The sequence below is a fragment of the Halobacillus sp. Nhm2S1 genome (assembly GCF_019599545.1).
Classification (GTDB): Bacteria; Bacillota; Bacilli; order Bacillales; family Halobacillaceae; genus Halobacillus.
This window is the reverse complement of the sequence record NZ_JAIEZV010000007.1, coordinates 34753-60239: the sequence shown is the minus strand read 5'-3', so window position 1 is coordinate 60239 and position 25487 is coordinate 34753. Positions and strand designations below refer to the sequence as shown.

Genomic DNA, 25487 nt, shown 5'->3' with positions numbered 1-25487 from the left:
TTATATTGATGTGGTGGTGAAGGCGAAGAGGTCACACCTGTTCCCATGCCGAACACAGCAGTTAAGCTCTTCAGCGCCGATGGTAGTCGGGTTTACCCCCGTGAGAGTAGGACGCCGCCACGTCATTTGAAAAACCAGAAGATCATTCTTCTGGTTTTTTTCTATATCAACTTCTTTAAACATAGACATAAAGAAAGGAGGGGTAGATTGAACTGGTCATATTTTTTTCATGATGACATTCTTTTGTTTATCTTCCGGTTATTTTTTGCACTTATTCTTTCAGGGTTGATTGGATTTGAAAGGGAAGTTAAAAATCATTCGGCCGGCTTCCGTACCCATATTCTTGTGGGCGTCGGGGCTTGTATGATGATGCTCCTTTCTTTGTATGGATTTGAGACGTTCATTGATCAGTATGAACATGTCCGTTTCGACCCAGCTCGTATCCCATCCTATGTCATTAGTGGCATCGGGTTTTTAGGCGCAGGAACAATTATTGTCAATGGGATGACGATCAGAGGATTAACAACAGCAGCGTCCATATGGACGGTTGCAGGGATAGGTCTTGTCGTTGGTGCAGGAATGTATGATGTGGCAACGGTCACAACAATTTTCGTCCTTATGAGCTTAGTTTTCCTCAATAAGATAGAAAAGGAAAAGTTTAATGGGAATCGGAAGAACATTTACCAAGTGACCATCGCTAAGGATGCCCCGGTTAATAAAGTATTAACTGTATTTGAACAAATGAGCTTGGAAATCAGGAAGATAGATATTGTTGCTTTGGATCAGAGTCAAAAAAAGGTTGTCGTTGAACTGAATAAAGGACAAAGGTATAATCGATCCCTTCTTTTAGAGCGTCTTTCTTTGATGGATGGTGTAGAAGAATGTGGACATCAGTATTAAAGGACTGCACAGTTGATTCTGTGCAGTTTTTTTGTTTTATTTCATGGGGAAAAGGGGAAACATAGAAGATGTAATTCTTCTAAACAAACAAGTTGCATGACAAAAGAAAATGAGTATAATAAAATTAAAGTCAAAGATAGTCAAAGTCAAAAGAGGGGGAGGGAGCATGCGGAATATCTCTGATGTTATCGAAGAATATCTCAAGGAGATCTTAGATGAAAATCGGCACCAGGCGATTGAGATCAAACGTAGTGAACTTGCCGAGAAGTTTGATTGTGTACCTTCTCAGATCAATTATGTGATTAAAACGCGTTTTACTGTGGAAAAAGGATATATAGTGGAAAGTAAAAGAGGAGGAGGCGGATATATTCGTATCAGCCGAATCCAACATCGCAAGGGATCAGAGATGATTGAAGAGGTAATAGAGCTTATCAACCCTCATGTATCCCAAACGAAAGCCATCGATGTGCTTGAACGGTTGGTAGACTATGAGATCATCACTGATCGGGAAAGCAAACTGATGGCAAGTGTCATTGATCGCGACGTTCTTGCTTTTTCTTTACCTCTTCGTGATGAAGTGCGTGCGCGAATCATGACTGCCATGCTATTCACCCTTAAATATAAATGTTGAGTGAGAAGGGAGAGATTCAGATGGAGTGTCAGAAATGTCATCAGCGTCCTGCTACCGTCCATTTGACGCAGGTAATTAATGGTCAGAAATCAGAAGTCCATGTATGTGAAAAATGTGCGAAGGAAAATGGGTACATGAATTACGGGGAAGAGAACTTCACCTTGAATGATCTCCTTTCAGGTCTGTTCCATTCGGAAGGACCTTCTCCTTTAAACGGGCAGAGCGCTCACTCATATACTCAAAAGCCAAAACTGAAATGTCCCAATTGCGGGCTCAGCTATGAGGAGTTTGCAAGGATCGGGAAGTTTGGTTGTGCGGAATGCTATAAAACGTTTGATGAACGTCTGAACCCTATTTTGCGCCGTGTTCACAGTGGGAACACCAGGCATGATGGGAAAATTCCGAAACGTGAAGGTGGCAACTTGCACCTAAAAAAAGAGATGGAAGAATATAAAACTAATCTTCGACAATTAATTGAGCAGGAAGAATTCGAAGAGGCAGCGAAAGTTAGAGATAAGATCAGATCTTTAGAAAGTCAACTTCATCATAGGGAGGATGGTGATGAGTAATGTCTTTACAGCAATTTATGAATGAAGCCCTTAGTCCATGGATGAAACAAGAAGGTCCGGACAGCGATATTGTACTCAGTAGCCGTATACGACTTGCTCGTAACTTTTCACACCATCCTTTTCCTATCATTGCTTCTGAAGAGACTTTGAATAAAGTTTTGGAATTTTTTCATCAAGAGTTTCAAAAGAAGTCTTTCAGGGATTATAAAGATTTTGAGCTGGTCCAAATGAAAGATTTGCAGCCGATTGAAAAGAGAGTACTGGTAGAAAAGCATTTGATCAGTCCACACTTGGCTGAAAAAGCGGAAAAGTCGGCCTCTCTCATTTCACAAAATGAACAAGTTTCAATCATGATTAATGAAGAGGATCACATTCGCATACAGTTATATTTCCCTGGCTTTCAGTTGGATCAGGCACTGGAACAAGCTAGCCAGTTGGATGATTGGCTGGAAGAGAAAGTGGATTATGCATTTGATGAGAAAAGGGGTTATTTGACCGCCTGTCCGACTAATGTGGGTACGGGAATGAGAGCTTCTGTCATGATGCATTTACCCGCCCTATCCATGACGAACCAAATCAACCGGATGACCCCTGCCATTAACCAGCTGGGACTTGTGGTGAGAGGCATTTACGGGGAAGGCAGTGAAGCATTGGGGAATATTTATCAGATATCCAATCAGATTACCCTTGGTAAATCAGAAGAGGATATTGTTGAGGATCTCCATAGTGTTGTCAAGCAGCTGATTGAGCAGGAGAGAAAAGCAAGAGAAGCATTGATGACCCGTTCGAGTATTCTATTGGAAGACCGTATCTTTCGTTCCTATGGTGTTTTGACCAATAGTCGAATCATAGAATCTAAGGAAGCGGCGAAATGCCTTTCTGATCTAAGATTGGGCATCGATCTAGGATTCATCGATCATATCCCGCGCACGATCTTAAATGAATTGATGGTTCTTACACAGCCCGGATTCTTGCAACAATACGCAAAGACTACTTTATCCCCTGATGAAAGGGATGTAAGAAGAGCATCCTTAATTCGAGAACGACTTCAATTAGAGAATGAAGAATAATGTTAGGAGGGAATGTCCATGATGTTTGGGCGATTTACAGAAAGAGCACAAAAAGTATTGGCGCTGGCACAGGAAGAAGCTGTTCGGTTAGGTCACAATAACATTGGCACAGAGCATATCCTTTTAGGCTTAGTCAGCGAAGGGGAAGGCATTGCTGCCAAAGCTCTGACTGCATTAGGTCTTGAGTCTTCAAAAATCCAACAAGAAGTAGAAAAATTGATCGGTAAGGGAGAGAAAGTTTCCCAAACGATTCATTATACACCTCGTGCGAAAAAAGTCATTGAGCTTTCCATGGATGAAGCTCGTAAACTGGGACACTCTTACGTGGGAACAGAACATATTCTTCTGGGGTTAATCCGAGAAGGAGAAGGCGTGGCTGCCCGTGTCCTGAATAACCTGGGTGTAAGCTTGAATAAAGCCCGCCAGCAAGTTTTACAACTCCTCGGTAACAATGAGTCCACAGGTGGTCAAAACCGTCGTGGTGGCGGATCAGGGGCTCAGGCGGCGAATGCGAATACACCGACCCTCGATTCCCTTGCCCGTGACCTTACGGCGATTGCGAAAGAGGGTAACATTGACCCTGTCATCGGTCGAAGTAAAGAAATTGAACGTGTTATTCAAGTATTGAGCCGTCGTACGAAAAATAACCCGGTTCTTGTCGGTGAGCCCGGTGTTGGTAAAACAGCCATCGCCGAAGGTCTGGCTCAGCAGATCATGAATAATGAAGTTCCGGAAATCCTTCGCGATAAGCGCGTGATGACCCTTGATATGGGTACTGTCGTTGCGGGTACCAAGTATCGCGGTGAATTTGAAGACCGTTTGAAAAAAGTGATGGAAGAGATTCGCCAGGCAGGGAACATCATCCTGTTCATCGACGAGCTTCACACGTTGATTGGTGCTGGTGGCGCAGAAGGTGCCATTGATGCATCTAATATTCTTAAGCCGTCCCTTGCCCGTGGTGAATTGCAATGTATCGGTGCGACAACCCTTGATGAGTACCGTAAATATATTGAGAAGGATGCTGCACTTGAGCGTAGGTTCCAGCCTATTCAAGTGGATGAACCGAATCTTGATGAATCGATCCAAATCCTGCAGGGTCTTCGTGATCGTTATGAAGCGCACCACCGTGTAACGATTACAGACGATTCCATCGAATCTGCGGTTCGTTTTTCTGATCGTTACATCACAGACCGCTTCTTACCGGATAAAGCGATTGACTTGATTGATGAGGCTGCATCCAAAGTTCGTCTTCGCTCCTACACAGCTCCACCGAACTTGAAAGAGTTAGAGCAGAAGCTTGAAGAGGTGCGAAAAGAGAAGGATGCCGCTGTCCAGAGTCAGGAATTTGAAAAAGCCGCTTCCTTAAGAGACAGTGAACAGCGCTTGAGAGATGAATTGGAACAAACGAAAGATGAGTGGAAAGAAAAACAAGGCCAGGAAGACTCCGAAGTTACAGTTGAAGACATTGCTTCTGTCGTATCCACATGGACGGGAGTGCCTGTCTCCAAGATGACGAAAGATGAGAGCGAACGCCTCCTTCATCTTGAAGATACGCTTCATAACCGTGTGATTGGCCAGGAAGAAGCGGTCAAAGCGATCTCCAAAGCGATCCGCCGCGCCCGTGCCGGACTTAAAGATCCAAAACGTCCAATCGGTTCTTTCATCTTCCTTGGACCAACAGGGGTCGGTAAAACAGAGCTTGCTCGCGCGTTAGCAGAAAGCATGTTCGGAGAAGAAGATGCGATGATTCGGATCGACATGTCTGAATACATGGAAAAACACAGCACGTCCCGTCTTGTCGGTTCACCTCCAGGTTACGTCGGTTATGATGAAGGCGGACAATTAACAGAGAAAGTACGCAACAAGCCATACTCTGTCGTCCTCCTTGATGAAATTGAAAAAGCGCACCCGGAAGTATTCAACATTTTACTCCAGGTTCTTGAAGATGGACGTCTGACTGATTCCAAAGGACGCGTCGTTGACTTCCGTAACACAGTGTTGATCATGACCTCCAACGTAGGAGCTCAAGAATTGAAGCAGAACAAATATGTTGGCTTCTCCATGGGTGATACGGATCAGGACTACAAAGACATGAAGTCTAAAGTTACGGATGCGTTGAAGAAAGCGTTCCGTCCAGAATTCCTGAACCGTATCGATGAAACGATTGTGTTCCACTCCCTGGAGAGAAAACACATGAAAGATATCGTAACCTTGATGGTAGAAGAACTGCGTAAACGTCTGAAAGAGCAAGAAATCGACTTCGTCTTGTCTGATGCCGCTATTCAGCATATTGCAGAATCAGGGTTTGATCCTGAATACGGAGCACGTCCATTGCGCCGCTCTATTCAGAAGAACGTTGAAGACCTGCTCTCAGAAGAACTCTTGAAAGAGAACATTGCCAAAGGGCAAAGTGTGAAAATTGACCTTGATGATGATAAGAACTTTGTCGTCCACACACAGCAAGAGTCTACAAATTAAATAGATTCTTAAAGTAAGGCTAGACTCACGGATGATTGAACGAACGCGGAGAAAGGGCTGCTCCCCTTCTTCTATTTCAAAGACATCCATCATAAAGTGAACAGAGCCTAAGAAAAATCGGAAGGGTTTGCCTTCCGATTTTTTTCATCTTCCGCTATGATTTTACTATAAATGATTTAATACAATTGATAAGATTGTGAAACTCATTCACAATCTTTTACGTATAAAATAATAAGAATAAGGGGCGAGATAATCTTGGCAAAAAGGAAAACGAAGTTTGTTTGCCAGGAATGTGGGTATGAGACACCTAAATGGATGGGGAAATGCCCGGGGTGTAATCAATGGAACACGCTGGTCGAAGAAATGACGGCTGCTCCGGCGAATTCCAGACATGTGTTTCAGACAAGCTCCACTTCCGCAACAACGAAACCAGAAAAAATCACACAAATTAAGTCTCAAAAAGAACCGCGTATGCCAACGGATATGCCTGAGTTCAACCGGGTCTTAGGTGGAGGAATCGTAGCGGGGTCTTTAGTTTTGATCGGTGGAGATCCGGGAATCGGTAAATCCACTCTTTTACTTCAAGTCTCTGCGCAAATCGCGAAAAAAGACTTTCCTGTCCTCTACATATCCGGTGAGGAGTCATCGAGACAAACGAAGCTTCGGGCGGAACGTTTGGACATTACGTCCGATGAACTCTATGTTTTATCAGAAACGAATTTACAGGATGTCATCAATCAAATCGAAAATATTGAACCAAAGTTTGTGGTCATAGACTCGATTCAGACGATTTTTAAAGAAGACGTCACCTCTGCTCCGGGAAGCGTTTCTCAAGTTCGTGAGTGTACGAGTCATTTGATGAGAATCGCAAAAAGCAAAGGTATTCCAATTTTTATCGTGGGGCATGTTACTAAAGAAGGTTCAATTGCGGGTCCACGTCTGCTTGAACACATGGTCGATGCAGTCCTTTATTTTGAAGGAGAAAGGCATCACACGTTCAGAATTCTAAGAAGTGTGAAGAACCGTTTCGGAAGCACTCATGAAATGGGAATCTTCGAAATGAAGGAGAAAGGTTTGGAGGAGGTGCTGAACCCTTCCGAGATTTTTCTTGAGGAACGCTCGCAAGGGGCTGCAGGTTCGATTGTCGTGGCTTCCATGGAAGGGACAAGACCCGTCCTTGTTGAAATCCAGGCACTGATTTCACCTACGGCCTATGGCAACCCGAGACGGATGGCCACAGGCCTTGATAACAGTCGTGTGCCACTTTTAATGGCGGTTTTGGAGAAGAGAGCGGGGCTTTTGCTTCAGAACCAGGATGCCTATGTGAAAGTCGCTGGTGGCGTGAAGCTGGATGAGCCGGCGATTGACTTAGCCGTTGCGATCAGCATTGCCTCAAGTTTTCGGGATCAGTCTTCAAACGGAGACGACGTCGTAGTTGGAGAGGTTGGCTTGACGGGTGAAATACGAAGAGTAGCAAGAATTGAACAAAGAGTCCAGGAAGCGGCGAAGTTAGGCTTCAAAAGGGTCATCATCCCGAAAAAGAACATGGATGGCTGGACGCCTCCTTCTCAAATTGAAGTGATCGGTGTCAGTACCGTTCAGGAGGCCATGAAGGTTACACTGGGGGATTCATAAATGGAATGGCATGAAATCAAAGAAAATGGAATCGGAGAAATTCTTCAACTGGTGGCACCTGGGACCCCTTTACGAGACGGGATTGACAATGTCCTTCGTGCAAAAACCGGGGGGTTGATTGTGCTCGGATATGGCGACCATATGCGGGACCTTGTGGATGGTGGGTTCCATATCCAGTCTGATTTCACTCCTGCTCATCTTTACGAACTGGCGAAAATGGATGGGGCATTAATATTAAATGATGAAGGGACGCGTATTCTTTATGCCAATGCGCAATTGATGCCGGATCCTGATATCCTCTCCACGGAAACGGGGATGAGACACCGGACGGCCGAACGTGTGGCTAAACAAACGGGCGCTCTCGTCATAGCTATATCTCAGCGCCGAAACGTGATCACTCTGTATAAAGGGTCGCTCCGTTACTCACTGAAAGATATTGGTGTTATTTTGACGAAGGCGAACCAGGCGATCCAGACCCTGGAAAAGTATAAAAATGTGCTCGATCAAAGCGTGACAAACCTCGGTGCGATGGAGTTTGAAAACATGGTATCCTTTTCTGAAGTCGTACAGGTCGTCCACCGGATTGAAATGGTTCTTCGGACGAAGACGGAGATCTTAAACTATGTGAATGAGCTTGGTACAGAGGGCCGTTTGATTCAGCTGCAATTAACGGAATTAGTTTCAAATATCGAAGATGAAGCAACCTTGCTCCTCCGGGATTACAGTAAGCGCCCTGATTATGAACCCTATTATATACTGAGAAAAATGCAGGAAATCACCAATACGGAACTTCTCTCCGATGAGCAGGTACTGAAACTTATGGGGTATTCAGTGAATACGAAGTTGACGGATCCTATCGTTCCAAGAGGATACCGGATTTTGAGCCGGATCCCCAGGCTTCCTGTTCTCATCATTGAACATTTGGTTGAAAGATTCGGTACGTTGGAAGAGTTGATTCAGGCTTCTCCGAAAGAGCTTGTAGAAGTTGATGGTGTAGGGGAGATCCGTGCTATGAAAATTAGAGATGGCCTTGACCGCATACAAGAACAGTTGTTCGTGGATCGACATATATAAGAATATTGACTTATTTGTGAACAATGTGATATGATAATTTGTTTGCTCATTGACTTAATTTGGAAGTTGTGCTAAGTTAAAAACCATCATTCCTTTTTTATATGGTTAATGGTTGTTAGGTTTGGTCATACTGTGTTTGAGGAGGTGAATACAAGTGCTTAAACGTATCGTACAGTTGTTTATTGTCATAACCGGCGGAACTATCGGTTACCTCTATTTTCCAGAGCTATTTACAACCATGGGGCTGACTTGGCAGAATTGGATTCAGTCTGTCTTAGGGGCCGTACTAGGAGCACTTATATTATTTTTATTTACTTTTTGGATTGTGGATTATATTGTCGATTTTTTAAGGTGGGTCGAGGATACCCTCGTCCGGGCACCGGTAGCGGATTTGCTGTTCGGAAGTCTCGGTTTGATTGTTGGGCTGATCATCGCCTACTTGATCAATATCCCTGTACAAGATATCCAGATTCAAGTGGTGAACCAGGTCGTTCCGATCTTTTTAACATTTTTATTGGGTTACTTTGGCTTTCAGGTCGGCTTTAAGCGTAAGGATGAATTCTTGAACTTGGTTTCAAAGAAAGACAAGAAGCTTGACGACGAACGTCAAGAAGATAATGCTGTGGATCCTGATCTGATTCCGAAACGAAAAATTTTGGATACAAGTGTGATCATCGATGGCCGTATTGCGGACATATGTGACACACATTTCCTTGAAGGAACCATTGTGATTCCGCAATTCGTATTGGAAGAATTGCAGCACATCGCCGATTCATCTGATGGTTTGAAAAGAAACCGAGGTCGTCGTGGATTGGATGTCTTGAACCGTCTTCAAAAAGACCTTCCGGTGAATGTTGAAATTTACGAAGGGGACTTTGAGGATATTCAGGAAGTAGACAGTAAGCTTGTGAAGCTCGCTAAAGTGATGGACGGGATTGTTGTCACGAACGATTTCAACTTGAATAAAGTCTGTGAGTTTCAAAATGTCCAAGTCTTGAACATTAATGATCTTGCGAATGCTGTCAAGCCGGTCGTGCTACCTGGAGAAGAGATGACGATTCAAGTGATCAAAGATGGGAAAGAACAAAATCAAGGGGTCGCTTACTTGGATGACGGCACGATGATCGTGGTCGAAGAAGGGAAAGACTTTATCGGAAAGACGATTGAAGTCGTGGTCACCAGCGTGCTGCAGACATCGGCTGGCCGTATGATCTTTGCAAAGCCGAAATCACTTGAAAAAGCCTTATAAAAACGGTATAAACAAATAGAGAATGACAAAAGTGATAACATGCGTGTTATCGCTTTTGTTGTTTTATGAACGTCTAAACAAACGTAGGATGGATACGCATGAAAAAATATACAGCCATTATACTTGCGGCAGGCCAGGGCAAACGGATGCTCGCAGGTCGCAATAAACAGTTCTTAAAAATCGGGGACCAGCCGTTGATCTGTCATACTCTTTCCGCCTTTGATCAAGATGAGTGGTGTGAAGAGTTGATCCTAGTAACCAATGAGCGCGAACGGTCTCAGATGGAAGAACTTCTAAAAGAATATCCGCTCCGTCAGCCGGTTCACCTCGTCGATGGTGGAGCAGAACGGCAGGATAGTGTATTTGAAGGGCTCCGGGCCGTTCGGAACAGAGAGCTTCCTGTGTTTATTCATGACGGGGCGCGCCCGTTCGTACCGCAAGAGCTATTACACGAACTTTCTGTGACGGCATACGAAAAAGAGGCCGCTCTTCTTGCTGTCCCTGTGACGGATACAATTAAGCAGAAGTCGGATCATGGTTTGAATACACTGGATAGAAGTACGCTATGGGCAGCTCAGACGCCTCAAGCCTTCGCTTATGATTTAATTTATGAAGCGCATGAACAGGCGAGGAAAAGCAGATACTACGGCACAGATGATGCTTCCCTCGTGGAGCGGTTGGATAAAGAAGTGGCCATCGTAAAGGGAAGCTATGACAATATCAAGCTTACGACTCCGGAAGATTTACATAAAGCCCAAGCTTACTTGAGTAACCAAACAAAAGGAAAGGTGGAGGATGGCCCTATGTTTCGTGTCGGCCAAGGATTTGATGTACACCAGTTGACGGAAGGACGTCCATGTATCATCGGAGGTATTGAAATCCCACATGAGAAAGGCCTGCTCGGCCATTCAGATGCAGATGTTCTGCTTCACACCATTGCAGATGCCTGTCTTGGAGCAATAGGCGAAGGAGACATCGGTAAACATTTTCCAGACACCGATCCGGCATTTAAAGATGCAGACTCCGGCAAATTGCTTCAGCACGTGTGGGATATCGTGACAGAGCATGGGTATGAACTTGGGAATATGGATTGTACGGTCATTGCCCAAGCCCCTAAAATGGCTCCATATATTGAAAAAATCCGTGAAAATATCGCTTCCCTCCTTAGAGTGGAACCTGGACGGATCAACGTGAAAGCAACGACGACAGAAAAACTCGGTTTTACGGGCCGGAAAGAAGGAATTGCCGCACAGGCAGTCGTCCTTTTGCAAAATAATCAGCATTCCTAAACAAAAAATGATAAAATAAGTCAAGGATATAGACCGGAATAGGAAAGGAGAACAATTATGTCTAACGAAGTACGGGTGCGCTATGCACCAAGTCCAACAGGGCACCTTCACATTGGTAATGCAAGGACGGCTCTATTCAACTACCTTTATGCGAAAAATGCAGGTGGAAAGGTAGTCATTCGTATTGAGGATACGGATGAAAAGCGAAACGTCGAGGGTGGAGAAAAGAGCCAGCTCGACTACTTGAAGTGGTTGGGAATCGAATGGGATGAGAGTTCAGAAAAAGGGGGCGAATATGGTCCCTACCGTCAGATGGAACGTCTGGATATTTATAAGAAATATGTCGACGAACTGATGGAACGCGGTCTTGCTTACAAATGCTATATGACATCAGAAGAGCTTGAAGCAGAACGTGAAGCGCAAATGGCACGAGGCGAAGCTCCGAAATACTCTGGTGCCCACAGAGACCTTACAGAGGAACAAATCGCCGCATTTGAAGCGGAGGGCCGTAAGCCTAGTATTCGTATCCGTGTCCCTGAAAACCATACGTACACGTTCAATGATATCGTCCGTGGCGACATCACTTTTGAATCCAGTGATTTTGGTGATTGGGTCATCGTTAAGCAGAACGGAACACCAACGTATAATTTCGCTGTTGCGATCGATGATTACTTAATGAAAATTACACACGTCCTTCGTGGGGAGGAGCATATTTCCAATACACCGAAACAAATGATGGTGTATGAAGCGTTCGATTGGGAAGCGCCGAAGTTCGGTCATATGACGTTGATTCTTAACGAAGAGCGTAAGAAGCTGAGTAAGCGTGATCAGCACATTCTTCAGTTTATTGAGCAGTATAAGAATCTTGGCTATCTTCCAGAAGCTCTCTTCAACTTCATCACTTTACTAGGCTGGTCACCAGTCGGGGAAGAAGAAATTTTCACCCAGGACAAGCTTGTTGAGATCTTCGATGCAGATCGCCTTTCTACTTCACCGGCGGTTTTCGATCCGGCGAAACTGAAATGGATGAACAATCAGTACATCAAAGCGTCTGATCTGGACCGCGTAGTCGATCTTGCCCTTCCTCATTTAGTTGAGGCTGGACGTTTGTCTCAAGATATGAACGAGGAAGATCGTAAGTGGGCGCGTGAACTGATCAGCCTTTATCAGGAACAACTGAGCTACGGGGAAGAAATCGTCGAGCTGACCGAATTGTTCTTCAAACAGGAAATTCAGTATGATGAAGCTGCGATGGAAGTCCTTGAAGGAGAACAAGTACCGGAAGTATTGGAAACGTTCAAGAAGAACCTTCATGAGCTGGAAGAGTTCACACCTGAAAACATCAAAAAACAAATCAAAGCGGTTCAGAAAGAGACGGGCCATAAAGGGAAGAAGTTGTTTATGCCTGTCCGTGTAGCGACAACAGGTCAAACCCATGGTCCTGAACTTCCAAATGCGATTCACTTGCTTGGACTAGAAACGGTAACGGTCCGTCTGAATGATGTATTAAGCAAGTTGCAAGCTTAATTCATTCACAAGTGGGAAAGAATATCATATAGTAGAGTTACCTATACGAAACGTTGATGAGGAGAAGTAAGAGGCCCTCTCTTCTACAGAGAGAATCACCACGGCTGGAAGTGATTCGTAGAGAAGCCTTTGAAATGCACCTCGGAGTCTTCAGCTGAACGAAGTACGCTGAAGCGGGTACCTTCCGTTATCAAGGGTGAAGCGGGGAAAGGCGGATTAGCCGATCCCAAACAGAGTGGAACCACGTTTGACGCGTCTCTGTGCCATTGGCACAGAGACGCGTTTTTTATTTTTATGGGAACGCTTCTGTTTCAGTACAAGGAGGGGAGCAAGTATGGGGCTGTTCAAAATGTTTAAAGAAGATGTCGATGTGGTGTTCGATCAAGATCCTGCTGCTCGTTCTTATATTGAAGTGATCCTGACGTATTCAGGACTACATGCGATATGGGCACATCGGGTGGCCCATGCTTGTCACAAACGGAAGTTTTTCTTCCTGGCCCGGCTTATTTCTCAGTGGAGCCGCTTCCTGACAGGCATTGAAATCCATCCCGGAGCGAAAATCGGACGTCGCTTCTTCATCGACCATGGCATGGGTGTTGTCATTGGGGAAACGTGTGAGATTGGGGATAACGTAACGATTTTTCAAGGGGTAACGCTTGGAGGGACAGGGAAAGAAAAAGGAAAGAGACACCCGACGCTTCTTGACAACTCATTAGTAGCTACGGGAGCAAAGGTGCTGGGGTCGATCACGATTGGGGAAAACTCTAAAGTGGGGGCAGGTTCTGTTGTACTCCACGATGTTCCGAACAATTCGACCGTCGTCGGCATCCCTGGTCATGTCGTCATTCAAGATGGAAAGAAAGTTCAGAAGAAGGACCTGGACCATCATAAACTTCCAGACCCTGTGTACGACCGGCTGAACGAGATTGAGAAGGAAATGGCGGAACTGCGTAAACAATTGGAGGAAACCAAAGGAGTGAACCAACATGGCAATTAACATATACAACACACTGACAAGAAAAAAAGAACCATTCCAACCGCTCGAAGAAGGAAAAGTGAAAATGTACGTATGCGGACCGACGGTTTACAACTACATTCATATCGGGAACGCAAGACCGGCGATCGTATTCGATACAGTGAGAAGGTACTTTGAATACAGAGGCTACGATGTGCATTATGTGCTCAACTTTACAGATGTTGATGATAAATTGATCAAAGCAGCGAATGAAATGGGCGAAGGTGTTACAGATATCGCCAATCGTTTTATTGAGGCTTACAAAGAGGACGTCGGTGCACTAGGCGTCAAAGAAGCCGTGGATCATCCACGTGTGACGGAAAACATGGATGAGATCATCAGCTTCATCCAGGGTTTGATCGACAAAGGATTCGCTTATGAAGCGGGAGGAGACGTGTATTTCCGTACCCGTTCCTTCGATCAATACGGGAAGCTTTCCCATCAGTCCATTGATGAGTTAAGATCCGGTTCCCGCATTGAAGTTGGGGATAAAAAAGAAGATCCGCTTGACTTCACCCTTTGGAAAGATGCAAAGGAAGGCGAAATTACTTGGGATAGTCCTTGGGGAAGAGGCCGCCCAGGCTGGCATATCGAGTGCTCCGCGATGGCGAAGAAATACCTTGGCGAAACCATCGATATCCACGCAGGCGGGCAGGATTTGACGTTCCCGCACCACGAAAATGAGATCGCTCAATCAGAAGCACATAATGGGGAATCTTTTGCCCGTTATTGGATGCATAACGGGTACATTAATATTGATAATGAAAAAATGTCGAAGTCCCTCGGAAATTTCATTCTTGCCCATGATCTTGTGAAAAAGCACGATCCTCAAGTGATCCGCTTTTTCATGCTGAGTGTGCAGTACCGTCATCCAATCAACTTCAGTGATGAGTTGTTGAAAGGGGCGAAAAGCAGCTTTGATCGCATCAAGAATGCGTATGAGAACATTCAACACCGGAAAAATTCCACGATGAGTTTGGAGGAAGATCAAAGCGAATGGCTCGATAAAGTGGCTGGTTTTAAAGAGCAGTTCATTAAGGAAATGGATGATGACTTTAACACAGCGAATGCGATTTCCGTCTTGTTCGATTTAACTAAAGCTGCGAACTTATATTTGCAGGAGGACCAGACTCATGAAAAGGTCTTAACGGCTTTTGAAGAGTTGTTCGAAGAATTGACAGGGGTCCTCGGCATTCCGCTCCAGGCGCAGGAAGAGTTGCTTGATGAGGAAGTGGATGCTCTGATCGAAGAGCGTAAGCAAGCGAGAAAGAACCGTGACTTCGCGCGTGCCGATGAAATTCGTGATGAGTTGAAAGACCGTAACATCATCCTTGAAGATACCTCTCAGGGCACGAGATGGAAGCGGGGGTAAGGTTATGACGATCGCAAATGCGAAACAGATGAAGAGTCTTGCTCTCGCCTATATGGGCGACTCTGTGTATGAGCTTTACGTCAGGGAGCATCTGCTTGAAAAAGGAGAGGTTATGCCTCAACACCTCCACCAGGCAGCGATCCGGTTCGTGTCTGCTGTGTCACAGGCGGATGTTGTCCGTGTATGGCAGGAAGAAGGAAGGCTCACGGAAGAAGAGGAAGGTGTGCTTAGAAGGGGGCGGAACGCAAAATCTGGATCCGTCCCTAAGAACACCAACGTACAGACCTATCGATATTCGACCGCATTCGAAGCGGTGTTGGGGTATTTATATTTATCCGGACAAACGAAGCGGCTGGAAACATTGATACAACATGCCATTCAAATTGTTGAAGAAAGGAGTGAAGCGTAATGAATGGAGAATGGATCATCGGAAAGAATTCAGTCCAGGAAGCCATCCGGTCAGGCAGACCGATCAATAAAGTGATGGTATCAGATCAACTGCAGCACCAGGCGTATAAAAAGCTTGAACAGCTGGCCAAAGAACAGGGACTCATTGTCCAAAAAGTGCCGAAGAAGAAAATAGATCAGCTTGTTGATGGAAACCACCAGGGGGTCATTGCTTCTGTAGCTGCGTATGAATACAGTGATTTGGAAGATTTATTTGCGAAAGCGGAAGAAAAGGACGAGCCTCCATTTTTCATTATATGTGATGAAATTGAAGATCCTCATAACCTCGGTTCCATTCTGCGGACGGCAGATGCGGCAGGAGCACATGGGGTTATCATTCCGAAGAGGCGTTCGGTGTCTTTAACGGCAACTGTTGCGAAAACGTCGACAGGTGCGATTGAATATATTCCGGTTGCTCGTGTAACGAACCTTGCCAGGACCATTGATGAGCTAAAAGAAAGGTTTGTCTGGGTCGTCGGAACTGATGCTGTTGGCACGGAGGATTACCGCCAGCTTGACGGGAACATGCCAATTGCCCTCGTCATTGGAAGTGAAGGCCGCGGCATGAGCCGATTAACGAAAGATAAATGCGACTGGACCGTCAGCCTGCCGATGGCTGGAGAAGTGACTTCTTTGAATGCGTCTGTAGCGGCTTCCCTTTTAATGTACGAAGTTTACAGGAAGCGTCATCCGTTAGGGGAGTAAGGCATGAACGTCTTAATCGTCGATGGATATAACATGATTGGCGCTTGGCCGGAATTGAAAAGTTTAAAGGAAAAAGATCTCGGGCAGGCCCGGGATCTCCTTATAGAAATGATGGCGGAGTATCAATCTTATACCGGGGACCGGATCATGGTTGTTTTTGATGCTTATCATGTCCGGGGAGTTGAAAAAAAACAAAAAAATTACAAAGTGGAAGTCATCTTTACAAAAGAAAATGAAACCGCTGATGAACGAATCGAAAAGCTGGCTGGAGAATTGAATGATGTTCGTACACAAGTTTATGTAGCGACGTCAGATTATGCGGAACAACGAACCATTTTCGGGCAGGGAGCCTTCAGGAAATCAGCAAGAGAGCTGTATATCGAAGTGAAAAATATTGAAAACCAAATAGAGAAAGATGTCGAAAGCCAGAATCAATATCCTTATCAATCTAAGATTCCAATCAATAAAGAGGTCAGGGAACTTTTTGAGAAATGGCGGCGAGGAGATAAATAATTCTGACAACTTGTTGACGCTTTTCAGAATCGTACTGTATAATATTGCTATATTGAGGTAGCACGGTCGGAGGGATCCTGTGTGAGCATCTTACAAACGGAGAAAAGCATCAACGATTTGGATCTTAGCAAGCTTGATGACGAAGAAGTCGTTGAACGGATCAATCAAGGACAAGTCCAGGCGCTAGATTACTTGATCAATAAGTACAAGAATTTTGTGCGCGCGAAAGCTCGGACTTACTTTCTGATTGGCGCAGATCGGGAGGATATCGTCCAGGAAGGGATGATCGGTCTTTACAAAGCCATCCGCGATTACAGAGAAGGCAAACTATCTTCCTTCAAAGCCTTTGCAGAGTTATGTGTCACCCGTCAAATTATCACCGCAATTAAAACCGCCACAAGACAGAAGCATATCCCATTGAATTCCTACGTCTCTTTGGACAAGCCTATTTATGATGAGGAATCAGATCGGACATTACTGGATGTCATCGCTGGTTCAAAAGCTATCGACCCACAAGAATTGATTGTTAATAAAGAAAAGTTCTCTGATATGGAAGAGAAAATGTCGGAGTTATTAAGTGACTTAGAGAAAAAAGTGCTGACCCTCTACTTGGACGGACGTTCCTACCAGGAGATTTCGGTCGAGCTCGATCGACACGTGAAATCTATTGATAACGCTTTACAACGTGTGAAGAGAAAGCTCGAAAAATACTTGGAAATCAACGAAATCACTCTATAAGAGCTGCATTGACAGTAATCGGTAAGAGTGCTACATTTAGTGAGTATGTGTAAACCTCTCTAGATTGAGGTGACGGATAATGAGAAAAAAAGTCATTTTAGCTTGTACAGAATGTTTAAGTCGGAATTATAGTTCATATATAAATCGATCCAACCAATCCGAACGTCTTGAAGTCCGCAAGTTTTGTAAAAAGTGCGGAACGCATACTTTACATCGCGAGACGAAATAGAGAAGGAAGCCAGTTGGCGCAAGTTTGGGGGTATTACAGCATGTTTAAGTTCTTCAAGAATGTAGCACGAGAGATGAAGAAGGTGAGCTGGCCTAAAGGTCAGGAACTGTATAAGTACACGGTTACGGTTATTTTAACTGTCGCTTTCGTAGCTGTATTCTTCGCTATTGTAGATCTTGGGATTTCCCAGGTGCTTGAACTCATTGCTCAAGAATAGTAGAGTGGATTTTATGCTATAATAGGAGATAGACTTACAAAAAACCCGTCCAGCGGGTTTTTTCATGTTGGAGTAATATTCATCAACTCTAGTATAAGGGAGGGAAGGGCAAGCACTTGTCCTGCGAATATGGAAAAAAGATGGTATGTAGTGCACACCTATTCAGGATATGAGAACAAGGTAAAAACAAACCTGGAGAAGCGTGTGGAATCAATGGGAATGGAAGACAAGATCTTTCGTGTTCTTGTTCCCGAGGACGAAGAAGCAGAAATTAAGAATGGCAAAAGGAAAGTAGCCAAGAAAAAGGTGTTCCCTGGGTATGTATTGGCTGAAATGGTCATGACAGATGATTCCTGGTACGTGGTCCGAAATACACCAGGTGTGACTGGTTTCGTGGGATCCACCGGTTCTGGATCCAAGCCGATCCCTCTCCTGCCTGAAGAAGTAGAAACGGTTCTTAAGCGCATGGGTATGAACGAACAGCCTAAAGCGGAGGTTGACTTCGATGTGAAGGAAAGTGTTAAGGTGACAGACGGACCTTTCGCAAACTTCACAGGATCCATTGAATATATTGATACGGACAAACAAAAAGTGAAAGTCCACGTCAATATGTTCGGGCGTGAAACCCCGGTAGAGTTAGACTTTACCCAAATCGAAAAATTATAAAATTCATCTCTCCCCTTGCATATTAGAAATAAAGATGCTAGAATTTTTATGTTCTATATGCGCCCCAAAAGAGGGCGATTGCGTAGATATCGCAATGAGTGGGAGGGGTTGAACCCTATTACCACATCACGGACTTTAAGGAGGTGTGTCTCGTGGCTAAAAAAGTTATTAATGTTGTAAAGCTTCAGATTCCTGCAGGTAAAGCGAACCCAGCACCGCCAGTTGGACCAGCACTTGGTCAAGCAGGTATTAACATCATGGGATTCTGTAAGGAATTTAACGCTCGTACACAGGAACAAGCAGGTACGATCATTCCAGTAGAAATTACGGTTTATGAGGACCGTTCCTTTACATTCGTTACAAAAACTCCACCAGCTGCTGTTCTTCTTAAGAAAGCGGCAGGAGTTGAATCAGGTTCCGGTGAACCGAACCGTAACAAAGTAGCTTCTGTTAAACGCGACCAAGTACGCGAAATCGCAGAAACGAAAATGCCTGATTTGAACGCTGCTGACGTTGAAGCTGCTATGCGCATGGTTGAAGGTACAGCGCGCAGCATGGGAATCACGATCGAAGATTAATCCCACAGCGTCACATGGAGATAGGAAAAGGTTGCGGAAATGGAGCTTGTGACTCTTTCGCAACCTTTATTCGTGGGAGGAAAATCCGTTAAAACCACAACGAGGAGGAAATTAATAATGGCTAAGAAATCAAAAAAGCAACAAGAGCTAGCGAAGCTTGTTGACCGTACAAAAGCTTACGATGTGCAAGAAGCCATCAAGCTTGTAAAAGAAACTTCAAAAGCGAACTTTGACGAAACTGTCGAAGCAGCATTCCGTCTAGGTGTAGATCCTAAGAAAGCGGACCAACAGATCCGTGGCGCGATGGTGCTTCCACACGGTACAGGTAAATCTCAGCGTGTGCTTGTTTTCGCTAAAGGTGATAAAGCGAAAGAAGCAGAAGCAGCAGGTGCTGACTACGTAGGTGAACAAGACCTAATCAACAAGATCAACCAAGGTTGGTTCGATTTTGATGTCGTAGTAGCAACTCCTGACATGATGGCTGAAGTTGGTAAGCTAGGTCGAGTACTAGGACCAAAAGGTCTTATGCCAAACCCTAAAACAGGTACAGTGACATTCGAAGTAGAAAAAGCTGTTAACGAAATCAAAGCTGGTAAAGTAGAATACCGCGTTGATAAAGCAGCAAACATCCACGTTCCAATCGGAAAAGCTTCTTTCGATGAGAACAAGCTGGCTGAAAACTTCGCAGCAATCACTGAAACACTTGTTAAGGCGAAGCCACAAGCATCTAAGGGAACTTATATGCGTAACGCTGCTGTTTCATCTACGATGGGGCCTGGAATCAAAGTAGACGTTTCTGGTTACACGAAGTAATAAAAAGTGTTGACTTTCCGTTATCTACGATATATACTAGGTAGCGTTGTATAAATAAATACGTTGTACCGTAGACAGCAGGTGCGGGTTTCCGCTTAAAGTCCTGCCGAGGTGTGTGATATAAATAGAGCAGCGCAGTCTGCCCTGCTCTATGAAACACCTCCATGTCTATGTGGAGGTGTTTTTCTATGAGTAAAACCTTCGAACGGTATGATGAAAAGTCAATAGGAGGTGGAACAATGAGCAGTGTTATCGAACAGAAGAAACAGATTGTATCTGACTTGGCTGACAAGTTCCGCAACAGTAAATCTGCAGTCGTTGTAGACTACCGCGGACTTGATGTAGCAGAAGTTACTGAACTTCGTACCCAGCTTCGTGAAGCAGGCGTAGATTTCAAAGTGTATAAAAACACAATGGTCCGTCGTGCTGCTGACGAAGTCGAACTATCTGAACTTAACGAAGTCCTTCAAGGACCGACAGCTGTCGCTTTCCATGAAGACGATGCTGTAGCTGCGGCTAAAGTATTGAACAACTTCGCTAAAGATCACGATAGCCTTGAAATCAAAGGTGGGGTAGTTGAAGGACAAGTTGCAACTCTTGAGCAAATCAAAGAACTTGCAAACCTTCCAAACTACGAAGGTCTTGTATCTATGTTCCTAAGCGTACTACAAGCACCTATCCGCAACTTCGCTTACGCTACAAAAGCGATCGCGGATCAAAAAGAAGAAGAAAGCGCGTAAGTTAGCGTTCGTTTAAACTATAACAACAAAAACTAAGGAGGAAATTTCTCATGTCTAACGAACAAATTATCGAAGCGATTAAGGAAATGTCTGTTCTTGAGCTTAACGACCTAGTTAAAGCAATTGAAGAAGAATTTGGTGTATCTGCTGCAGCTCCAGTTGCTGCTGGCGCGCCTGCTGCAGGTGGCGAAGCTGCTGAAGAGCAAACTGAATTTGATGTAGTACTAGAATCTGCTGGATCTTCTAAGATCAAAGTAGTTAAAGCAGTACGTGAAATCACTGGTGCTGGTCTTAAAGACGCGAAAGAAATGGTTGATGGTGCTCCAGCAACAATCAAAGAAGCTGTTTCTAAAGAAGAAGCTGAAGAGATCAAATCTAAGCTTGAAGAAGCAGGCGCTTCTGTCGAAGTTAAGTAAGAGAATGTTTAAAGTAAAGCTCGCTGATTTATCGGCGGGCTTTCTTTTTCTTAACAGGCATATTAAGCAAGAGCTCGCATGTTTTGCTAGACTTGCTAGAATCAGGAATAAACCTTGCCATTTCAATAGATGAAAAAGAAGGTGTTCGGATTATGTCGGAGCATTACTATTCAAAGAAAACAACGACGGGCAGTGAAGAAAAGACGTGGAACTTTGAGTTGCTCGGTCATGTGTTCGCATTTACGACGGATAATGCCGTCTTTTCTAAAAAAGAAGTGGATTTCGGATCGCGTTTGTTGATCGAAACCTTTCAAGAACCAGATGTCCAAGGTGACATTCTTGACCTTGGGTGTGGGTATGGACCAATCGGTTTGTCTCTAGCTAAAGCATACGAAGGTCGCCACGTAGTCATGGTCGACGTGAATGAGAGAGCCCTCGGACTTGCGGAAAAGAATGCCGCGGATAATGAAGTTGTGAACGTCACGATTCAAGAAAGTGATCGTTTGCAAGGGGTAGAAGATCAGAGGTTTGCCGCTATCTTAACAAACCCACCTATCCGAGCCGGGAAACAAGTCGTCCACAAGATGTTTGAAGAAGCGAAGGAAGCTCTACTTGGTGAAGGAGAGTTGTGGGTCGTGATTCAAAAGAAGCAGGGGGCGCCGTCTGCGAAGAAGAAACTCGAAGAACTGTTCGGTAATGCAGAGGTCATGGAAAAGCAGAAAGGGTACTACATCCTTAAAGCTAAAAAGTTTGACTAGCCCTATTACTTGTGCTAGTATTGAAAAATGCCAATATATCTGAAGTCTGTCAAGTCTTTTTTTAGAAATATGTATAAAAAGTTGATAGATGGTCAGAATGGTAAAATCGAACACTGAAAGTAAATGAGGTTTTTATGTATGAAAAGCCTTTTTCTTTTTTGTCTAACGTTAGAGAGAAATGAAGAATCACCATTCGTTGTGAAACGGATGTTTAAATAGTGCTTGTGGCAAGATCAACCGCAAGCCTGTTCGGCATGTCTTGCCGGACCCTTTTTTCGTTATTAAAATGCTTGATTTGAGGGGTGAATCAGTTGACAGGTCAACTAGTTCAGTATGGACGACACCGCCAGCGTAGAAGTTATGCACGCATCAGTGAGGTATTAGAATTACCGAACTTGATTGAAATTCAAACCGCTTCTTATGATTGGTTCTTAGAAGAAGGTTTGAAGGAAATGTTCCAGGATATTTCCCCAATCGAAGATTTCACAGGTAATTTGTCACTGGAGTTTGTGGACTACAGCCTTGGCGAACCAAAGTATCCAGTCGATGAGTCAAAGGATCGCGATGTAACATATAACGCACCACTTCGTGTGAAAGTACGTCTTTTAAATAATGAGACGGGAGAAGTGAAAGAACAAGAAGTATTTATGGGTGACTTCCCGCTTATGACGGACACAGGTACCTTTGTAATTAATGGTGCTGAGCGTGTTATCGTTTCTCAGCTTGTTCGTTCTCCTAGCGTGTACTTTAACAAGAAGATTGACAAGAATGGTAAGAGAGGTTACACAGCTACCGTCATCCCGAACCGCGGAGCGTGGCTTGAGTTTGAAACCGATGCAAAAGACGTGGTGCACGTCCGTATCGATCGTACTCGTAAGTTACCGATCACCGTGCTTTTACGTGCTCTAGGATTCGGAACGGACCAGGAGATCATCGATCTTATTGGTGATAATGAATACTTGAAGAACACGTTGGAAAAAGACAATACGGAAAACACAGAGAAAGCGTTGCTTGAGATCTACGAGCGTCTACGCCCTGGCGAGCCGCCGACAGTAGAAAATGCGAAAAGCTTGCTTGTTTCCCGTTTCTTTGACCCGAAACGCTATGACCTAGCCCGTGTGGGTCGTTATAAAATGAATAAAAAGCTTCACATCAAAGATCGTTTGTTCAACCAGACGCTGGCAGAAACGCTAGTGGATGAAGAAACAGGCGAAGTGATCGCTGAAAAAGGGGACAAGATTGATCGTCGTCTATTGAATAAGCTGATCCCTCACTTTGATGACGAAGAAGGCACATTGAGTGAAGAAACGCTGGAGCCGGTGGACGGTGTCCTTGAAGATCCTATCCAGGTTCAGTCTGTCAAAATTGTTGACCCGACGGACCCAGAAGGTGAACGTTCCATCAATGTCATCGGCAATGCAAACATCGACCGTGACGTGAAGAACATTACTCCTGCGGATATCCTATCTTCTATCAGCTACTTCTTCAACTTGTTGCACGATGTGGGTGGAACAGATGACATCGACCACCTTGGAAACCGCCGTCTGCGTTCTGTTGGTGAATTGCTGCAGAACCAATTCCGTATCGGTCTTTCCCGTATGGAGCGTGTGGTTCGTGAGCGTATGTCTATCCAAGACACATCTTCCATCACACCACAACAATTGATTAATATTCGTCCTGTTATTGCATCCATCAAAGAGTTCTTCGGAAGCTCGCAATTGTCTCAGTTCATGGACCAAACGAACCCGTTGGCAGAGCTGACGCACAAGCGCCGTCTTTCAGCATTAGGACCTGGTGGTCTGACTCGTGAGCGTGCAGGATTTGAAGTTCGTGACGTACACTACTCCCACTATGGTCGTATGTGTCCGATCGAAACGCCGGAAGGACCAAACATCGGTTTGATCAACTCCCTTTCCTCCTATGCGAAAGTGAATGAGTTTGGTTTCATTGAAACACCTTACCGCCGCGTTGATCCAGATACGAATAAAGTAACAGCGCAAATCGATTATCTTACGGCTGATGAGGAAGACAATTACGTAGTCGCTCAGGCAAACGCCAAGCTTGAAGATGATGGAGCCTTTACAGATGAAGAAGTTATCGCACGATTCCGTGGTGAGAACACCGTTGTTAGTCGCGACCGAATCGACTACATGGACGTATCACCGAAGCAGGTTGTCTCTGCAGCGACCGCATGTATTCCTTTCCTAGAGAACGATGACTCCAACCGTTCCTTGATGGGTGCGAACATGCAGCGTCAAGCGGTACCATTGCTTAAACCTGATGCACCGCTTGTCGGTACAGGCATGGAGTATGTGTCTGGTAAAGATTCTGGTGCTGCAGTCATTTGTAGACACGAAGGAATTGTTGAGCGTGTAGAAGCGAAAGAAGTTCGCGTGCGCCGCATTTCTGAAGTGGATGGGAAAGAGGTCGAAGGAGATCTTGATCGCTACCGTTTGCAGAAATTCATTCGATCTAACCAAGGAAGCTGTTACAACCAGCGTCCAATCGTTTCTAAAGGAGATCGCGTTAAGCAAGGTGAAATCCTGGCTGACGGACCTTCCATGGATATGGGTGAACTGGCACTGGGTCAAAACCCGCTTGTTGCCTTCATGACATGGGACGGTTACAACTATGAGGACGCGATCATCATGAGTGAACGTCTCGTTAAAGATGATGTGTACACGTCCATTCACATTGAAGAATATGAGTCTGAAGCTCGTGATACGAAGCTTGGACCAGAAGAAATCACCCGTGACATTCCGAACGTTGGTGAAGATGCTCTTCGTGACTTGGACGACCGCGGTATTATTCGCGTCGGTGCTGAAGTAAGTGATGGAGATCTGCTAGTTGGTAAAGTTACGCCAAAAGGTGTGACAGAACTATCTGCAGAAGAACGCCTTCTTCACGCAATCTTTGGTGAAAAAGCCCGCGAAGTTCGTGACACTTCCTTGCGTGTGCCGCACGGTGCAGGCGGAATTGTCCTTGATGTGAAGATCTTCAACCGTGAAGACGGTGACGAACTTCCACCAGGTGTGAACCAATTGATCCGCGTCTATATCGTTCAGAAGCGTAAGATTTCTGAAGGGGATAAGATGGCTGGTCGTCACGGAAACAAAGGTGTTATCTCTAAGATTCTTCCAGAAGAGGATATGCCTTTCCTTCCAGATGGTACACCGGTTGACATCATGTTGAACCCACTAGGTGTTCCATCACGTATGAACATCGGTCAGGTACTAGAGCTGCACATGGGTATGGCTGCTCGTTTGATGGGTGAAAGGATTGCTACCCCAGTATTTGACGGTGCACGAGAGGAAGACGTTTGGGAGACATTGCAAGAAGCAGGAATGGCTCGTGACGCCAAGACAATCCTTTATGATGGACGTACAGGTGAGCCGTTCGACAACCGTGTATCCGTAGGTGTCATGTATATGATTAAACTTGCGCACATGGTTGATGATAAGCTTCACGCGCGTTCTACAGGACCATATTCATTGGTTACACAACAACCGCTTGGTGGTAAAGCACAATTCGGTGGTCAGCGTTTCGGTGAGATGGAGGTATGGGCACTTGAAGCATATGGTGCTGCTTATACTCTTCAAGAAATCTTGACTGTGAAATCAGATGATGTCGTCGGCCGTGTGAAAACGTACGAAGCCATCGTTAAAGGTGACAACGTCCCTGAACCTGGAGTGCCAGAATCGTTCAAGGTTCTGATTAAAGAATTGCAAAGTCTGGGTATGGATGTGAAGATCCTTTCTGGTGATGAACAAGAGATCGAAATGCGTGATATCGAAGAAGAGCAAACCAAAGAATCCGAGAATTTGAACTTAGACGATTAAGATAGAAACACTGCTGCTG

The 25487-nt window shown here is 44.8% G+C and carries 25 protein-coding genes, 1 rRNA gene and 2 other annotated features; all 26 genes read left to right on the top strand.

Annotated elements, in window-relative coordinates; translation table 11 throughout:
• Positions 1 to 9 precede the first annotated feature (9 nt).
• Positions 10 to 123: ribosomal RNA gene (rrf, locus tag K2225_RS19605) — 5S ribosomal RNA — on the top strand.
• Positions 124 to 207: 84 nt separating this feature from the next.
• Positions 208 to 900, top strand: coding sequence for an MgtC/SapB family protein (locus K2225_RS19600; RefSeq protein ID WP_220586256.1), 693 nt, complete (start codon positions 208 to 210; stop codon positions 898 to 900).
• Positions 901 to 1066: 166 nt separating this feature from the next.
• Entirely contained in the window at positions 1067 to 1531 is a 465-nt protein-coding gene (locus K2225_RS19595; RefSeq protein ID WP_220586255.1) for a CtsR family transcriptional regulator, read from the top strand.
• Positions 1532 to 1551: 20 nt separating this feature from the next.
• Positions 1552 to 2100, top strand: coding sequence for a protein-arginine kinase activator protein McsA (gene mcsA / locus K2225_RS19590; protein ID WP_220586254.1), 549 nt, complete (start codon positions 1552 to 1554; stop codon positions 2098 to 2100).
• Positions 2100 to 3170 (top strand): protein-arginine kinase McsB, encoded by a 1071-nt coding sequence (mcsB, locus tag K2225_RS19585; protein WP_220586253.1) that lies wholly within the window; start codon positions 2100 to 2102, stop codon positions 3168 to 3170. Before mcsA ends, mcsB begins: the two co-directional genes overlap by 1 nt.
• 18 nt (positions 3171 to 3188) lie before the next feature.
• Positions 3189 to 5648: an ATP-dependent protease ATP-binding subunit ClpC gene (gene clpC / locus K2225_RS19580; protein WP_146818511.1), complete on the top strand. Its 2460-nt coding sequence runs from the start codon at positions 3189 to 3191 to the stop codon at positions 5646 to 5648.
• A 255-nt stretch (positions 5649 to 5903) separates the two neighbouring features.
• The gene (gene radA / locus K2225_RS19575; protein ID WP_146818509.1) at positions 5904 to 7283 is read left to right on the top strand and encodes a DNA repair protein RadA; all 1380 of its coding nucleotides are present in this window, start codon (positions 5904 to 5906) and stop codon (positions 7281 to 7283) included.
• A complete protein-coding gene (gene disA, locus K2225_RS19570) occupies positions 7284 to 8357 on the top strand; it encodes a DNA integrity scanning diadenylate cyclase DisA (protein ID WP_220586252.1) in 1074 nt (357 codons plus the stop codon). It abuts the gene before it with no gap.
• Between the two features lie 154 nt (positions 8358 to 8511).
• Positions 8512 to 9606: a PIN/TRAM domain-containing protein gene (locus K2225_RS19565; protein WP_220586251.1), complete on the top strand. Its 1095-nt coding sequence runs from the start codon at positions 8512 to 8514 to the stop codon at positions 9604 to 9606.
• Positions 9607 to 9704: 98 nt separating this feature from the next.
• Positions 9705 to 10895 carry a bifunctional 2-C-methyl-D-erythritol 4-phosphate cytidylyltransferase/2-C-methyl-D-erythritol 2,4-cyclodiphosphate synthase gene (locus tag K2225_RS19560; protein ID WP_220586250.1) on the top strand — a complete coding sequence of 397 codons (1191 nt, stop codon included), beginning with the start codon at positions 9705 to 9707 and terminating at the stop codon, positions 10893 to 10895.
• 57 nt (positions 10896 to 10952) lie between these two features.
• The gene (gltX, locus tag K2225_RS19555; RefSeq protein WP_220586249.1) at positions 10953 to 12422 is read left to right on the top strand and encodes a glutamate--tRNA ligase; all 1470 of its coding nucleotides are present in this window, start codon (positions 10953 to 10955) and stop codon (positions 12420 to 12422) included.
• Between the two features lie 44 nt (positions 12423 to 12466).
• Positions 12467 to 12685, top strand: a binding site (T-box leader).
• A 77-nt stretch (positions 12686 to 12762) separates the two neighbouring features.
• Complete coding sequence (gene cysE / locus K2225_RS19550; protein ID WP_146818519.1) at positions 12763 to 13419, top strand: serine O-acetyltransferase; 657 nt, start codon at positions 12763 to 12765, stop codon at positions 13417 to 13419.
• Positions 13409 to 14809, top strand: coding sequence for a cysteine--tRNA ligase (cysS, locus tag K2225_RS19545; protein WP_220586248.1), 1401 nt, complete (start codon positions 13409 to 13411; stop codon positions 14807 to 14809). The genes cysE and cysS overlap by 11 nt, the downstream gene beginning before the upstream one ends.
• 4 nt (positions 14810 to 14813) lie before the next feature.
• Positions 14814 to 15218: a Mini-ribonuclease 3 gene (locus tag K2225_RS19540; RefSeq protein ID WP_220586247.1), complete on the top strand. Its 405-nt coding sequence runs from the start codon at positions 14814 to 14816 to the stop codon at positions 15216 to 15218.
• Complete coding sequence (gene rlmB / locus K2225_RS19535) at positions 15218 to 15961, top strand: 23S rRNA (guanosine(2251)-2'-O)-methyltransferase RlmB (protein ID WP_220586246.1); 744 nt, start codon at positions 15218 to 15220, stop codon at positions 15959 to 15961. Before K2225_RS19540 ends, rlmB begins: the two co-directional genes overlap by 1 nt.
• Before the next feature lie 3 nt (positions 15962 to 15964).
• A complete protein-coding gene (locus K2225_RS19530) occupies positions 15965 to 16474 on the top strand; it encodes an NYN domain-containing protein (protein WP_220586245.1) in 510 nt (169 codons plus the stop codon).
• Between the two features lie 81 nt (positions 16475 to 16555).
• Positions 16556 to 17212 (top strand): RNA polymerase sporulation sigma factor SigH, encoded by a 657-nt coding sequence (gene sigH, locus K2225_RS19525; RefSeq protein ID WP_146818491.1) that lies wholly within the window; start codon positions 16556 to 16558, stop codon positions 17210 to 17212.
• 79 nt (positions 17213 to 17291) lie between these two features.
• Positions 17292 to 17441, top strand: coding sequence for a 50S ribosomal protein L33 (gene rpmG / locus K2225_RS19520; protein WP_074736204.1), 150 nt, complete (start codon positions 17292 to 17294; stop codon positions 17439 to 17441).
• A gap of 40 nt (positions 17442 to 17481) precedes the next feature.
• Positions 17482 to 17658 (top strand): preprotein translocase subunit SecE, encoded by a 177-nt coding sequence (gene secE, locus K2225_RS19515; protein ID WP_146818489.1) that lies wholly within the window; start codon positions 17482 to 17484, stop codon positions 17656 to 17658.
• Positions 17659 to 17787: 129 nt separating this feature from the next.
• Complete coding sequence (gene nusG, locus K2225_RS19510) at positions 17788 to 18324, top strand: transcription termination/antitermination protein NusG (RefSeq protein ID WP_220586244.1); 537 nt, start codon at positions 17788 to 17790, stop codon at positions 18322 to 18324.
• A 152-nt stretch (positions 18325 to 18476) separates the two neighbouring features.
• Positions 18477 to 18902: a 50S ribosomal protein L11 gene (gene rplK / locus K2225_RS19505; RefSeq protein ID WP_035511717.1), complete on the top strand. Its 426-nt coding sequence runs from the start codon at positions 18477 to 18479 to the stop codon at positions 18900 to 18902.
• A gap of 117 nt (positions 18903 to 19019) precedes the next feature.
• Positions 19020 to 19715: a 50S ribosomal protein L1 gene (rplA, locus tag K2225_RS19500; protein WP_146818485.1), complete on the top strand. Its 696-nt coding sequence runs from the start codon at positions 19020 to 19022 to the stop codon at positions 19713 to 19715.
• A 50-nt stretch (positions 19716 to 19765) separates the two neighbouring features.
• Positions 19766 to 19911, top strand: a sequence feature (ribosomal protein L10 leader region).
• 43 nt (positions 19912 to 19954) lie between these two features.
• Entirely contained in the window at positions 19955 to 20455 is a 501-nt protein-coding gene (gene rplJ, locus K2225_RS19495) for a 50S ribosomal protein L10 (RefSeq protein WP_089654444.1), read from the top strand.
• A 50-nt stretch (positions 20456 to 20505) separates the two neighbouring features.
• Positions 20506 to 20871 (top strand): 50S ribosomal protein L7/L12, encoded by a 366-nt coding sequence (gene rplL, locus K2225_RS19490; RefSeq protein WP_160917558.1) that lies wholly within the window; start codon positions 20506 to 20508, stop codon positions 20869 to 20871.
• 149 nt (positions 20872 to 21020) lie between these two features.
• Complete coding sequence (locus tag K2225_RS19485; protein WP_370632789.1) at positions 21021 to 21629, top strand: class I SAM-dependent methyltransferase; 609 nt, start codon at positions 21021 to 21023, stop codon at positions 21627 to 21629.
• A gap of 311 nt (positions 21630 to 21940) precedes the next feature.
• Positions 21941 to 25468 carry a DNA-directed RNA polymerase subunit beta gene (gene rpoB, locus K2225_RS19480; RefSeq protein ID WP_220586242.1) on the top strand — a complete coding sequence of 1176 codons (3528 nt, stop codon included), beginning with the start codon at positions 21941 to 21943 and terminating at the stop codon, positions 25466 to 25468.
• The last annotated feature ends 19 nt before the right edge of the window (positions 25469 to 25487 follow it).